Below are 13,626 nucleotides of genomic sequence, written 5' to 3' on the forward strand. Positions count from 1 at the left end.
AGTAAATGCAGATAGATATTATTTTTAAAATAGCAGGTGTAGGTTTTATTGTTGCTGTTTTAAGCATAATTTTGAAAAAAAGCGATAGGGATGATATGGCAACAATGGTCGCTTTAGCGGGAATAATCGTTGTTTTAATGCTTATTGTAAATATGGTAAATGAGTTCTTCTCTACGGTAAAGACTATGTTTGGATTATATTAATATGGATATTGTAAAAATTGCTATGGTTGGAATTCTTGGCAGTGTTATAAGCTTGTTTTTTATAAAAGATTTTAAAGAATATGCTTTGTTTGTTTCTGTTATTGCAGGAATAATCATATTAGGTTTTGCCGTTAAATATTTATATGGTGTTATAGATGTAATAAATACTTATTCCGTTAAAGCAAATTTGGACATGCTTAACATAAAAGCAATATTTAAAATAATAGGAATATCTTACATAGGACAATTTGCGTCGGAACTGTGTATTGACAGCGGTAATAAAATGCTTGGAACAAAGGTAAGTTTTTTTACAAAAATACTCATATTGTATTTTTCTCTTCCGTTATTAATAAGTTTGTTTTCTTATATCGAGGAAGTATTATGAAAAAAATATGTTTTTTGTTTATATGTTTTTTTATTATTTTTTCCTTAGGCATTGTTTGTGCGTCTAATGAAGAAAATAATGAAGATTACAGCTATTTAATAGATGGAATATATGAGCAAGGACAAATTTATAAACTTGATATGTATACTAACGATAATAGTTTCTACGAACTTTTTAATTTTAATAATATCCAAACTTTCATAAAAGATGTTTTAAGCGGAAATTATTCTTTTGATTATGACAGGTTTATAAATACCATAAAAGATATGTTTTTTTATACCTTTAAAGAAAGCTCTTCTACACTTTTAACTTTTATTGCACTTTCTATATGTTTAAGTCTTATTAACTTATTAAATTCTTCATTCATGAACAAAGAGATAAGCGATGTTGCATTCTTTGGAGTGTATCTGGTTCTTATTATGGTTGTTGTTAAATGCTTTTTCGATATTGTAAGTACAGCTTATTCTCTTGTTAAAGCAATAACAGGTTTTATGAATGTGCTTCTTCCAATAATAATAGTTTTACTTAATTTAAGCGGTAATATTTTTTCCGGAAATATAATAAGCGTAAGTTTAGTATTTATAATAAATTTCTTTGCATCAGCTATGACATATTTTATTATTCCAGCTTTAAGTTTTGGTTTTATATTAAGCATAATAGATAACATTTTAATAGATATAAATATTTCTTATTTGGTATCTTTTATAAAACAGATGGTGTTGTTTCTAATGGGGATATTTTCATGTTTGTTTTTAGGTATTTTAGGTCTTCAAGGAAGTTTGTTTTCATCTATTGACAGTCTTTCATTAAAGACAGCAAAGTTTGCGGTAAGTAATCTCGTCCCTGTTCTTGGTTCTTTAATTTCTGATAGTACGGACACGGTGATTGGATTTATAAAGGTTATAAAAAGTTCTGTAGGAATTGTAGGTATACTTATTTTTATATCTTTGCTTATTATTCCGCTTATTCATATGCTTTGTTTGGTTGTAACTTTTAAAATATCCGCTTTTTTATCCCAGCCTATAACGGATGCAAGAATAAGTAAGGCTCTTAATGATACAGCCGGATTTTTAAGTTTGATTTTTGCTTGTTTTATGGTTGTTTCTATATTATTTATTATGCTTATTGGCATCATCTCAATGATAGGAGGGTAGGATGAATGGTTATTTAAAAAGTTTTATATATTTAATGCTTGTTATAAGTATTTTAAGGATGTTATCACCAGCTAAAGAATATGATAAATACATAAAATTTTTTGTTTCATTACTATTTGTGGTATCAATTTTATCGCCTATTATATCTGTGGTAAAAAAGGGGGAGTTCTCTTCTTTTTTAAATAAAAATTATGTAACTATGGATGAGTTGGAAACGAGTATCAATAATGGAAATATTGACATTAACACCCTTGTGAAAGATGAATATAAAAAGAAACTTGAAAATAACATTAATAGTACACTAAAAAAACAATATTATGTTAATGCTGATGTTTTGGTAGTAATAAATGAAGATGAAAATTCTGCGTATTATGGGGATATAAAAAACGTAACAGTTACTTTAAACGAGGAAGATATAAAGAAAAAAGACAAAATAAAAAGTTACATAAATAAAACATATATGATTGATATAGGGAATATAAATATAAAGACAGGAAGTGTATCAAATGGATAATAAGAAGATTTGTGATATGTTTAACAAATTTTTTAAAGATAGTGATAGTAGTAAATCATTGCTTGTTTTACTTTTAATAATAGGGTTATGTTTGATATTTTTTTCTTCTTTCTTTTCATCTTCGTCTAAGGAAGATATTAAAAAAAACAGTGAAGACATATCGGCAAATGAATATAAAGAAAGTTTAGAGAAAAGTATCGAAGATACCTTAAAAGATGTTAGCGGGGTAGGTGATGTAAGCGTAACAATTACACTTGACGGCGAGGTGGAAAAGAATATCGCTTATAATGAGAACAATTCTTCTTCTTCCTCATCAAATGATAATACAAATTCATCTGATAATAATACTTCTTCAAAAGATGCGGTAATGGTGAGGGAAGGTTCAAGTGAGACACCTTTTACAACAAAAGATACATATCCTGATGTTGTAGGAGTTGTTGTGGTAGCGCAAGGGGCAAATGATAAAACCGTAGAGTATTACATTACAAAAAGTGTAGAAGCTTTATTGGATTTGCCTAGTTATAAAGTGGTAGTTTTACCAAGTAATAATAAATAAGGAGAATGATCATATGAAAAATGTAAAGAAAAAAAATGCAGTATTATTGGGGCTTGTTGCTTGTCTTCTTGCCATAAGTATTGCAAATTATACGGTGTTTTATAATGATGATACCAGCGTATCAAATGTAGAAGATGGACCAAGCAATGCAACGTTGGTTTCAAATGTTACAGAAGAAGACATATTAAGCGGAAATGCAGAGCTTTCTTCTGAGTTTTTCAGCGAATATAGATTAAACAGAGATAAAGTTAGAAGTCAAAATTTAGAAGCTCTTCAAAATATTACAAAGGATACATCACTTGATAAGGATATAATAAAAGAAGCTGTGGAAGAAAGCGTTAGTATCTCAAAATTATCTGAAACAGAACTTGTTGTAGAAAACCTTATAAAATCAAAGGGTTTTGATGATGCAATTGTAATAATACATGAAGGGTATGCAAATGTTATTGTAGATGCAGCTACATTAACACCTTCAGATGCAGCACAGATACAAAATATTGTAAATAAAGAATGTAATATTGCCATTTCCAAAATAACAATTGCTACAAGCAATAATGGTGAAAAGGGAAATTCTCAAGATAATAATCAGAATGAAGAAAATACTAAAAACACTGAAAATGAACAAGAAAATCTACAAAATTAAATTTTTTGACAAAATATGACAAAATACGATTATATATTACTTTATCATATTTTAAAATAATGTAAAAATTTGGTAGTATACTATATAATAAAATATGATTAAGTAATATGGGAGGATGAAGAAATTGAGACCATTAAAAGCAAAAGTTAGTATTACCCTGGATGAAGAGTTGATAAAAGATGTAAAAAAGTTAGCAGAACAAGATGATAGATCATTCTCTCAATATATTAATGTTGTATTAAACAAACATCTTATTGAAATAAAGAAAAATGATAATAAAGAAGTTAAATAAAAAAGAATAGTAAAACTATTCTTTTTTTATTTATCAATTAATTTATAAAAATATTCAGGAAGCTCACTGTTAAATTCCATGTATTTTTCTGTTGAAGGATGAATAAATCCGAGTTTGTATGCATGTAATAGCTGTCCTGTAAACATTTTGTCTATTTTTTTATTATATCCATATACTTTATCTCCAACAACAGGATGAGATATATATTTTAAATGTACTCTTATTTGGTGTGTTCTTCCTGTTTCAAGATGTACATCTAAAAAAGTATAGTCTTCATATCTTTTTAATACATCAAAATGTGTTACTGCTCTTTTTGAGTTCGTCTGAGTTACGCACATTTCTTTTCTTTTTATTTTATCTCTTCCAATAGGAGCATCTATTGTTCCTTGATTTTCGTTAATCACTCCGTGGCATATGGTTTTATATCTTCTGTTTATTGAATGTTCTTTAAATTGTGCAGCCAAATGGTTATGTGCATGGTTATTTTTTGCTATTATTAAAAGACCAGAAGTGTCTTTATCTATTCTATGAACTATTCCGGGTCTAATAACTCCGTTAATTGTAGATAAGTCTTTTATATGATACATTAATGCATTAACAAGTGTACCGGTATAATTCCCATTGGCCGGATGAACTACCATTCCTTGTGGTTTATCCACAATAACGACATCGTTGTCTTCATAAACGATGTTTATTGGAATATTTTCTGCTTCTACGTTAAGAGTTTCTATTTCTGGCAGTATAACAGAAATACTATCATTTTCTTCTATTTTTTTTGAAGGTTTTATAATCTCTTCATTAATAAAGACTTTTCCGTCTTTAAAGAGTTTTTTTATTTTTTCTCTGGAAAAGTCTTCTAATTGTTCTGCTAAAAATTTGTCACATCTTTTATTTATATCTTCTTTTGAAATAATAAAATTCTTTTTATCCAAAATTATACCTGCTTAAATAAATTTTTTAACTAAAAGTTTTGTGTTACCTTTTTTTGTTTGACCGTTTTCGCTGTCTATAATTGCTCTGCCTTTTGTTCTTACGGATATCATATCACCTGCTTTGACATTCATTGCAGGTTTAGAAACAGGGGTATGGTTTACTTTTACTTTACCGCCTTTTACAAACATATTTGCTTCATTTCTTGAAAGTTTAAAAATATTTCCTATAACCGCATCAAGTCTCATAGATGGAACTATGATATTTTGTTCTTTGAATTTTGGCTCTACAATGGTTGCTTGTGAAATGTCATATTCTTTAAATGTTACGCTATGTCCGCCGATTTTAGTTAGTTCTTTTGTTAGAAATTCACTTATTGTATCATAAACAAAGATTTGAATATGGTCGTCAAGTATATTAATATCACCAATTTTTGATCTTTCTATGCTTAAAGATAAAATTGAGCCTAAAACGTCTTGGTGTCTTACATCAAGCGCTTCTTGTGATTTTAATACCTTAATAGGGTATTCTAAATTTTCAGGTTCTTTGTTATTAGGGAAAATACTCATGACTTTTCTTTCGGTATATACATGACCTCCAAAAAAAGCGCAATCCATATTTTTATATCTTCCTATTTCTCTTCCTGCTAACATCTGGTTTGTAGGATCCAAGAAATCAGAAAAGACACTTCCATCTTTTTTATCAGATAAAAGTGCCATATCTTCTATTCTGGATATGAAAATATCATATTCGTTCATTGTGTTTTATCCTTCGTATTCCCAAGTATCTTTATGTGATGTTGTGTAAGAATCATTAGGTCTTTCTTGAGTTTCAACTTCAACGCCATATGGTGCTAAAATAAATACGTTTTGAGCAATTCTTTTCATGCTTGCTGCAAGTACATAAACAGCACCGCTTAAAAAATCGAAGATTTTTTTAGCATCATCATTTTCTACTTTATCCATGTTTACAACAACGGTAATGCCGCCTTTTAGTTTATCACAAACTAAAGGAGCATCGTTAAAGTTTCTTGGTTCAATAAGCATTACAGTAGATGCAGCATGAGTTGCTACTGGTGCATTATCATTTCTTGAACTTGATTTTTTACCAAATAAACCACCTCTTTTTGGTTCATCTTCATAATATTCATCTTCATAGTATTCATCTTCGTAATATTCATCTTTGCCAACAATTTTTTCGCCTAATTCGCCTATAAAATCATTAAATCCCATTTTTCTCTCCTTTAAATATACTTGTCCCTACACGGACAATATTACTTCCTTGCTCTATGGCAATTTCATAATCATTTGACATTCCCATAGATATTATAGTTAAATCTATATTATCACATTTGTTATATGTTTTTCTACAATTATCATAAATTTTTCTTAACTTTCTAAAAACATTCACAATAATTTCTTTATTGTCTGTAAAAGGAGCCATACACATTACACCTTTTACTTTTATATTTTTAAATTTCATAGCATTCTCAAATATAAAGTCAACTTCATCTTCGTTAAAACCATATTTGTTTTCTTCTTTTGCGATATTAAATTCAATTAATATATTTGTTATAACGTTTTTCTTTTCTGATTGTTTGTTTATTTCTTCCATTAGCCTTATGGAGTCTACTGAATGTATTAAGGCAGTTTTTCCTATTAAATTTTTAACCTTGTTTCTTTGAAGATGACCGATAAAATGCCAGTTTATATCTTCACCTTTAAAAAATTCATATTTTGATTCAAATTCTTTTACTTTGTTTTCTCCAAGATTATTTATTCCAAAATCTAAAACTTCCTTTATTTCATCTGTTGTTCTGAATTTTGTTACAGCAAGGAGTGTAACATTTTCATCAAATTTGCTGTTGTTTTTGCTATTTTCAATGTTTTGTAGAATTTGTGCTAAGTTATCTTTAATACTCATTTTAAACCTCCTATGTTGGATTTGATATTATTTCCATATTTTCCTTTAAATCAGGGTTTTCACTTGGTTTAAGGAGTACGGTTCTAAATTCTTCACTGTAAATTTTAACTTCAACCAGTTCTTTTAAATTTCCGTCTGTAACGGCATATACATATGTTTTACCATCTTTTTCTATAATTGCTTTCTTAGGTATTTTATAAACAGTTACTTCATTTGTATGTATATCAAGTTTTGTTTTATCTACATTAATTAGATGGCTAAATTCATCTTTTAAACATATAACCAGAATTTTTTTATCTTCTCCGCAATCAAGGGAATTGATTAAATAACCTTCATCTGTTTTCCCTTCGTTATCTTCAAATTTAATAGTAGGATACGTTATTAAAATATCAACTCTTGTAAGGAGATAATCATAATAATCTCCGTCTGTTTTTAAATCGTGGTTTTTCTTAACAGATGCATTATATTCTTTTGCTTCTTCTTCACCTTCTACATATGTATCTTTATTTACTACTGCGCAAACATATGCACATTGATTGTTTACTATTTTTATTATTGATTTATCTTCACTTGTACTTTCAGGTTTGAAGTTTTTTAAATAATCAATATAGTCACTATCTAAGGCTGCCATTACATTGGTATTTAATACTTCCTCATAGCCTGTTCTTGAAAAATATATATTTCCGGTAAAAGAAAAGTTTAAGTTAGATATTGTAAGGTCTTTTTCATCAGAACTCATTTTGCTTTTTAGTTCTTCTTTGAGTTTTTTTAATGTTTCGTCATCTGCAAAAATATATTTCATGGATTTTTGCATCATTTCTTTTTGGCTTTTAAGTTTTGTCAGTTCTGTGCTGTATTCATTCATTTTTGTTGTATTGTTTGTTGATTTTGCCTGATTATAATTATTTTCAACATTACTTATTTCTTCTTCGAGTTTATTTAAATCTTTGAAAAAGACATCACGGTTTTCATAAGAATCGTTTTTAAGTCTCCAGTCTATAACGCTTATGGCATCATCTATATATTTGTTTGTTTTTATTTTGTATGTTTTTGAAAGTATAGTATTGGCACCTACTTTTTGTCCTTCTTTTACAGTATATTTTATTGATGTGCTTTCATTTAAATCAACATATTCTGAATTTGTGAAAATATAACTTTCAGCAGTTTCTGTCGTTATATCTTTTTGTGCATTTAAAAGAATAGTATTTTCAGAATGCAATATGGAAAATAAAAAAAAGACCAAAATAGAACCCAAGATAATTATTTCTTTATATCTTTTTTGAAAGAAATTTTTTTTATGTCTTTTCCTTTTAATCGGCATATTTTGTGAAACCATTACCGGATTGTTATTTATGTCTTTATTTTTTCTTTTCATAGTTATATACCTCTTATATACCTTTTAACACAACAAAAATTGTAGAGAAAAATATTTTAAGGTCTAAAAGTAAGGAATAATCATTTAAGTATTCAAGGTCTATTTTTACAACTTCATGAATATTTAATTTTGATCTTCCTTTTAATTGTGCAAGCCCCGTAAGTCCCGGGTATGCAATATTTCTTTGCAGTTCATATTCATTAAGTAAATTTGTTTCTATAGGTATAAAAGGTCTCGGACCTATAAGGCTCATATCTCCTTTTAATACATTAATGAGTTGTGGTATCTCATCAAAACTTGTTTTTCTTAAAAATTTTCCGAATTCAGTAACTCTAGGGTCTTGTTTTATTTGAACAAACCCATTTCTGGATTTCTTTAATAATTTTTTCTCTTCCTTTTCGCTTCCTTCTTTCATTGTTCTGAATTTAATTATGTTAAAGCTTTTTCCGTATCTGCCAATTCTTTCTTGAACAAAGAATATTTTCCCGCCGTCGGAAAGTTTTATTATAATTGCTATTACTACTCCGGGAATAATAAAAGCTATGCAAAGTAAAAGAGAACATATAATATCAACAAGTCTCTTTACAATGATAGTGCTATTATATTTCCTTATTTTTTCTTTACTTATTTCTTTCATAATTTTTCCTTATATAAGTAATAATTTGCTGATTATATATTATATCATTTTATAATAATTTTTACAAATATTTCTTTAAATGGTATAAAAAATTTAAAAAACTAATATAATAAAGAAATTTTATGGTATAATTAAAAATTATAAAACCAATGGAGAAATTTATGAGGAAAAATAAAGTTATTAAACCGAAAAAATCCTTTAAAAAACGTTCTGGAAAAAAATTATTAGAAACAAAAAAACAAAGAAGAAAAAAAGTTTTTGTCATATTACTAGCATTATTAATTATTTTTTCATCTAGCGGACTTGGTTTTGCAAAAGCTCTTGGATATGATGTTTTAAGCAATGATCCGTTTCAAAGTGAAAAATATGTCAGATTAAGCGATAAAACAAACCTGAATAATTCCGCAACTTTAGAAGATACCATGAATATACTTGTATTTGGTATAGATAAAAATGAAAAAAGAAGCGAAACTGCGACTATATTTAGACCGGATACAATAATGCTTGCAAGTATCAATACAAAAGATAAAACCATAAAGCTTATTTCAATTCCTCGTGACAGCAGGGTAGATATATATAATAGAGGAGGAAGAGATAAAGTAAATTCATGTTTTTATTATGCAAGTCTTGGTTTATCTGAAGCAGATATGAATAATCAAGAAAAATTATTTGATACGGGTGTTACATATTTAAAAAATACAGTAAGTGATGTTCTTGGCGGAATTAAAATTGATTATTATTTAGGAATAGATATGGACGCACTTCCTCAAATTGCAGATGTTATGGGAGGCGTAACCATAGATGTACATCAGGATTTATATGCAAAAAACGGACATGATACGTCTGAAGTAAAAATCAAAAAAGGAACGCAGGTTTTAAATGGAGACCAGCTTCTTTACTACAGCCGTTACAGAGCATATGTTGACGGAGATATAGGAAGAGTTCAAATACAACAAAAAATAATGAAAGCAATCTTTACGGAATTTAAAAATAAAGGAACTTTTTCTCAAATTCCACAAATTTATAATCTTGTACAGGATATGGTTGAAACAGATTTACAATTTGCGCAGATTGCATCTTTAGGGTTATCTTTTAAAGATTTCAATATAGACGATTTACAAACCTATACATTACCTGGTAATTTCGGTAATTTGGGGGGAGTTTCGTATTGGATTGTAGATCAGCCTGAAAGAGTAACCTTTATTAAAGAGTTATTTAACATAGATGCTGAGCAGTTATCTCAGGATCCAAGGAGTGATTAAAAATATGCAAATTAACATAAATAGTTTAAGTAAAAGTTTTGGAAGCGAACATTTATTTACTATTGATTCCCTTGTTATAAGTGATAAAGATAAGGTGGGCATTGTCGGCAGAAACGGAGCCGGCAAGTCCACCTTGCTTAATGTTTTAATGGGAATTGATGATGATTATACGGGCAATATTTCTAAAATAGATAAAGATAAAATAGGATTTTTAAGACAAAATCTTAATTTAAATTTAGATAACGATATTTATTCTGAAGTTTTGCTGGGCGCAGAAAAATACACAACAAAAGAAGAAGAAATAGAAGAGCTGTCTATGATGCTTGAGTTTGAATCGGATAAACAAAAGCTTATAGAATTAAATGAAAAATATCACGAACTTGTAAGTGAGTTTGAAGATATGGACGGATATAAGTATAAAAGTTTATTGGTTGGGATTATAAAAGGGCTTGGTTATAAAGAAGAAGATTTTTCAAAAAAAATCTCCACTTTATCCGGAGGGCAGAAAATGAGAGTTGCTCTTGCAAAGTTATTGGTTTCTTCTCCTGAAGTTTTAATACTTGACGAACCTACCAACTATTTGGATACGGACAGTATTTCATGGCTGGAAAATTTCTTGTATTCTTTGAAATCAACTGTTATTGTCGTAAGTCATGATAGATATTTTCTGGATAAATTTACAAATAAAATAATAGAAATAGAAAATAAGAAATGCTATGTATACAGCGGAAATTATTCTGATTATGTAATAAAGAAAAAACAAAGAGTTGATATTGAAAAAAATGCTTACAACAAGCAACAAGCAGAAATAAAAAGACAAGAAGAAGTAATAAAGACTCTAAAGCAATTTAACAGAGAAAAGAGCATTAAAAGAGCAAGAAGCAGAGAAAAAATGCTTGAAAAAATGGAAAGAGTTGATAGTCCTTATTATGCTAAGAATTCTTATATAAAATTTGGATATATTCCAATGATAAGTAAAAAAGCAATAACAGTTGAAGGACTTGACTTTGGATATACAAAAGAAAAGAAATTGTTTAATGATTTTAATATTACCATTTCAAGCAGTGACAGGCTTGGTATTTGCGGAAGAAACGCAACCGGAAAATCTACTTTTTTAAAACTTATTACCGGTATTTTGAAAGAAGACAAGGGGCTTATAAAGAAAAATCCTAAATGTCAGATTTTATACTTTGAACAAGAACATAACGATCTTGATGATTCTCTTACTATTTTAGAAGAACTTAGAAAATCCACAAATGCTGATGATGGTGAAATAAGAAATATTTTGGGATGTATGCTCTTTAGCGGTGATGATATAAATAAAAAGATATCTATGCTTTCAGGCGGAGAGAAGAGCCGTGTTGCTATAGCAAAACTTATGATGAAAGAATCCAATGTACTTATTCTTGATGAACCTACCAATCATTTAGATATTGAAACAAAAGAAGTACTTGAAGAGGCTTTATTAAAATATGACGGAGCAGTCATAAGTGTAAGTCATGATAGATATTATTTAAATAAAATATGCAACAGAATAATGTATTTGACCGGTAGCGATATAAAAGTATATGACGGTAATTATGACTATGCGATGGAAAGAGAGGCTCTTTTAAATACAGAAAAAATACAGGAAACAAAAAAGGAAGTAAAGAGCGAAAAAAAAGAAAAGAAAAATTCATCTTTAAGCAACAACAAGAGAAAAGCATATGAAGAAGAGCTTAAAACTATAGAACAGGATATAGAAAGTTTGGAAGAAGAAAAAACTGAATTTGCAAATAAGATGAATGATCCAGAATACTTCAATGATGCAAGTAAGGCGCAAAGTGTTTCCATAAGATTAAATGAGATAGAATTGTTACTTGAAGAAAAAGAATCAAGATGGCTTGAAGTCAGTGAGATTTTAGAAAATGATTAATATTTTAGCTATATATTTTTTAATATATAGCTTTTTTAATAAATAAAATGAAGGTATTGTTATGCAAAAGGTAAAATTTTTATCGAAAAAAGAAATAGATGATATCGTTAAAATTTATGTTGAGTCAAATTTAAATGAAGAGGGTACGATTTCCTTATTTAAAGATGAGAATACATTTAAAAGATATTTAAAAGTACTAATAAAAGCAAGTATTAAAAATAATATGTTGTATTCTTTAAGTGAAAATAAAGAGGGATTTGTTATATTAAATAGTACTCTAAATCCTTTAAGGTCAAGTGCAAAAATATATATGTTTTTAAATTTTATAAGAACTTTTGGTTTTAAGGGATATTATAATTTTTTGAAATCAATGAAAAGTGATAAATCTTCTTTATTAGATAAGTTAAGAATGGGAAATAAGGATTTTATAAAAGTAGAAATGCTTCTTGTTGAGACTGATTTTCAAAATAAAGGATATATGCATAAAATTATGAATGAAATTTTTAAATTTGCAGATGAGTATTCTCTTCCTGTTATATTGTCAACTGACAGCGAGCTTAAGAAAGATAAATACGTGCATATAGGTATGAAATATTTATATAAAAGAAAATTAAAAGGCGGAATATATCTTTATGAATTAATTAAAGAATAAAAAAGACACTTAAAAGTGTCTTTTGTTATAATCTTTCAATTACTTTCTTTGTAAATTCTTTTGTTCCAAGATTTCCGCCTAAATCTTTTGTTAGGTATTTTCCTTCTTTAATTAATTCTTCAATTGTTTTTTCTATTCTAGCGCCTTCTTCTGTGTAACCTATGTAATTAAGCATTTTTGCACCTGCAAGAATACATGCTGTAGGGTTTGCTATGTTTTTACCTGCAATATCAGGGGCTGAACCGTGTACCGCTTCAAAAATTGCACCGTCTTCACCAATGTTTGAACCTGTTGTAAGACCAAGACCGCCTATTAATCCTGCACAAAGGTCGCTTACAATATCTCCAAATAAGTTTGTTGCAAGTAATACATCATATTTTTCTGGGTGCATAACAAGATTCATACAAGCTGCATCTATAATTAAATCATTTAATTCAATTTCAGGATAATCCTTATGAACTTCATTTACAGCATCTAAAAAAACTCTGTCTGTAAGTTTACAAATATTTGCTTTATGAAGAGCTGTTACCATTTTTCTGTTTTCTCTTCTTGCAAGTTCAAAAGCATATCTTGCAATTCTTTCACTGGCTTTTTTTGTGATAAGTCTTGTTGTTTCTGCTCCGCCTTCAATTTCCTTTTCAATTCCTGCATATAATCCTTCAGTGTTTTCTCTGATTATTACAAGGTCAATATCTTCATATCTATTTTTTAGTCCTTCATATGTTTTTACAGGTCTCACGTTAGCATAAAGGTTAAGTTCTTTTCTTAAAGTTACATTTACGCTTCTAAATCCTTTACCTACAGGAGTTGTTACAGGTCCTTTTAGAGCTACTTTGTTTTTCTTTATACTATCAATTACTTTTTTAGGAAGTGGTTCACCGTATTTTTCAACAGCTTCAAGTCCTGCTATTTCTTCTTCAAAATTAATTTCTGCGCCTGTTGCTTTGATTACTTCAACGGCACTTGCCATTACTTCTTTTCCTATACCATCACCATAAATTAATGTTACGTTTTTCATGAATATTCTCCTTTTTTAAGCTTAACTGTTATTATACTTTACTTAAAGACATTTAACAATAGTAAAATGTCTAAATATTCAAAATATTAGACACTCGTATTAACTGGTATTATTTGACATAACCGTGTTTTTTATAGTAAAATTATAAAAGATAATTAAGTTTGAAT

The 13,626-nt window shown here is 28.3% G+C and carries 17 protein-coding genes; 10 read left to right on the forward strand and 7 right to left on the reverse strand.

Annotation, left to right across the window (positions count from 1 at the left end):
• The first annotated feature begins 5 nt into the window (after window positions 1-5).
• From spoIIIAC to M6G78_RS05705, 7 genes are all read left to right on the forward strand, one after another.
• Entirely contained in the window at window positions 6-203 is a 198-nt protein-coding gene (gene spoIIIAC / locus M6G78_RS05675; protein ID WP_138268069.1) for a stage III sporulation protein AC, read from the forward strand.
• A complete protein-coding gene (locus M6G78_RS05680) occupies window positions 190-588 on the forward strand; it encodes a SpoIIIAC/SpoIIIAD family protein (protein ID WP_253229837.1) in 399 nt (132 codons plus the stop codon). Before spoIIIAC ends, M6G78_RS05680 begins: the two co-directional genes overlap by 14 nt.
• The gene (locus M6G78_RS05685; RefSeq protein ID WP_253229838.1) at window positions 585-1,742 is read left to right on the forward strand and encodes a stage III sporulation protein AE; all 1,158 of its coding nucleotides are present in this window, start codon (window positions 585-587) and stop codon (window positions 1,740-1,742) included. Before M6G78_RS05680 ends, M6G78_RS05685 begins: the two co-directional genes overlap by 4 nt.
• Before the next feature lies 1 nt (window position 1,743).
• Window positions 1,744-2,256 carry a stage III sporulation protein AF gene (locus M6G78_RS05690; RefSeq protein ID WP_253229839.1) on the forward strand — a complete coding sequence of 171 codons (513 nt, stop codon included), beginning with the start codon at window positions 1,744-1,746 and terminating at the stop codon, window positions 2,254-2,256.
• A complete protein-coding gene (locus tag M6G78_RS05695; protein ID WP_138268073.1) occupies window positions 2,249-2,812 on the forward strand; it encodes a hypothetical protein in 564 nt (187 codons plus the stop codon). Before M6G78_RS05690 ends, M6G78_RS05695 begins: the two co-directional genes overlap by 8 nt.
• A 13-nt stretch (window positions 2,813-2,825) precedes the next feature.
• Complete coding sequence (locus tag M6G78_RS05700; protein WP_138268074.1) at window positions 2,826-3,455, forward strand: SpoIIIAH-like family protein; 630 nt, start codon at window positions 2,826-2,828, stop codon at window positions 3,453-3,455.
• 115 nt (window positions 3,456-3,570) lie between these two features.
• Window positions 3,571-3,747, forward strand: a complete 177-nt coding sequence (locus M6G78_RS05705) for a toxin-antitoxin system protein (protein WP_371922825.1) — start codon at window positions 3,571-3,573, stop codon at window positions 3,745-3,747.
• A 26-nt stretch (window positions 3,748-3,773) separates the two neighbouring features.
• Here the strand turns inward: M6G78_RS05705 and M6G78_RS05710 are convergent, their stop codons facing one another.
• Genes M6G78_RS05710 through M6G78_RS05735 form a run of 6 tightly spaced genes read right to left on the reverse strand, consistent with a single transcriptional unit; the run spans window position 3,774 to window position 8,612 of the window.
• Entirely contained in the window at window positions 3,774-4,685 is a 912-nt protein-coding gene (locus tag M6G78_RS05710) for an RluA family pseudouridine synthase (RefSeq protein ID WP_371922829.1), read from the reverse strand.
• Between the two features lie 6 nt (window positions 4,686-4,691).
• Complete coding sequence (locus M6G78_RS05715; RefSeq protein ID WP_138268077.1) at window positions 4,692-5,435, reverse strand: RNA-binding protein; 744 nt, start codon at window positions 5,433-5,435, stop codon at window positions 4,692-4,694.
• 6 nt (window positions 5,436-5,441) lie between these two features.
• Window positions 5,442-5,909 carry a cell division protein SepF gene (locus M6G78_RS05720; RefSeq protein WP_138268078.1) on the reverse strand — a complete coding sequence of 156 codons (468 nt, stop codon included), beginning with the start codon at window positions 5,907-5,909 and terminating at the stop codon, window positions 5,442-5,444.
• Entirely contained in the window at window positions 5,899-6,600 is a 702-nt protein-coding gene (locus M6G78_RS05725; protein WP_138268079.1) for a YggS family pyridoxal phosphate-dependent enzyme, read from the reverse strand. Before M6G78_RS05725 ends, M6G78_RS05720 begins: the two co-directional genes overlap by 11 nt.
• A 10-nt stretch (window positions 6,601-6,610) precedes the next feature.
• Window positions 6,611-7,975 carry an HlyD family efflux transporter periplasmic adaptor subunit gene (locus tag M6G78_RS05730; RefSeq protein WP_253229840.1) on the reverse strand — a complete coding sequence of 455 codons (1,365 nt, stop codon included), beginning with the start codon at window positions 7,973-7,975 and terminating at the stop codon, window positions 6,611-6,613.
• Between the two features lie 13 nt (window positions 7,976-7,988).
• Window positions 7,989-8,612, reverse strand: a complete 624-nt coding sequence (locus tag M6G78_RS05735) for a sugar transferase (RefSeq protein WP_138268081.1) — start codon at window positions 8,610-8,612, stop codon at window positions 7,989-7,991.
• 161 nt (window positions 8,613-8,773) lie between these two features.
• Between M6G78_RS05735 and M6G78_RS05740 the strand changes: the two genes are divergently transcribed.
• From M6G78_RS05740 to M6G78_RS05750, 3 genes are all read left to right on the forward strand, one after another.
• Window positions 8,774-9,874, forward strand: a complete 1,101-nt coding sequence (locus M6G78_RS05740) for an LCP family protein (protein ID WP_253229841.1) — start codon at window positions 8,774-8,776, stop codon at window positions 9,872-9,874.
• 4 nt (window positions 9,875-9,878) lie between these two features.
• The gene (gene abc-f, locus M6G78_RS05745; RefSeq protein WP_253229842.1) at window positions 9,879-11,789 is read left to right on the forward strand and encodes a ribosomal protection-like ABC-F family protein; all 1,911 of its coding nucleotides are present in this window, start codon (window positions 9,879-9,881) and stop codon (window positions 11,787-11,789) included.
• Between the two features lie 61 nt (window positions 11,790-11,850).
• Window positions 11,851-12,441: a hypothetical protein gene (locus tag M6G78_RS05750; protein ID WP_253229843.1), complete on the forward strand. Its 591-nt coding sequence runs from the start codon at window positions 11,851-11,853 to the stop codon at window positions 12,439-12,441.
• Between the two features lie 25 nt (window positions 12,442-12,466).
• Here M6G78_RS05750 and M6G78_RS05755 read toward each other — a convergent pair whose 3' ends face one another.
• Window positions 12,467-13,459, reverse strand: coding sequence for an isocitrate/isopropylmalate dehydrogenase family protein (locus M6G78_RS05755; RefSeq protein WP_253229844.1), 993 nt, complete (start codon window positions 13,457-13,459; stop codon window positions 12,467-12,469).
• Window positions 13,460-13,626 lie beyond the last annotated feature (167 nt).

Origin of the sequence: Anaerofustis sp. NSJ-163, from assembly GCF_024135845.1 — a bacterium.
GTDB lineage: Bacteria > Bacillota > Clostridia > Eubacteriales > Anaerofustaceae > Anaerofustis > Anaerofustis butyriciformans.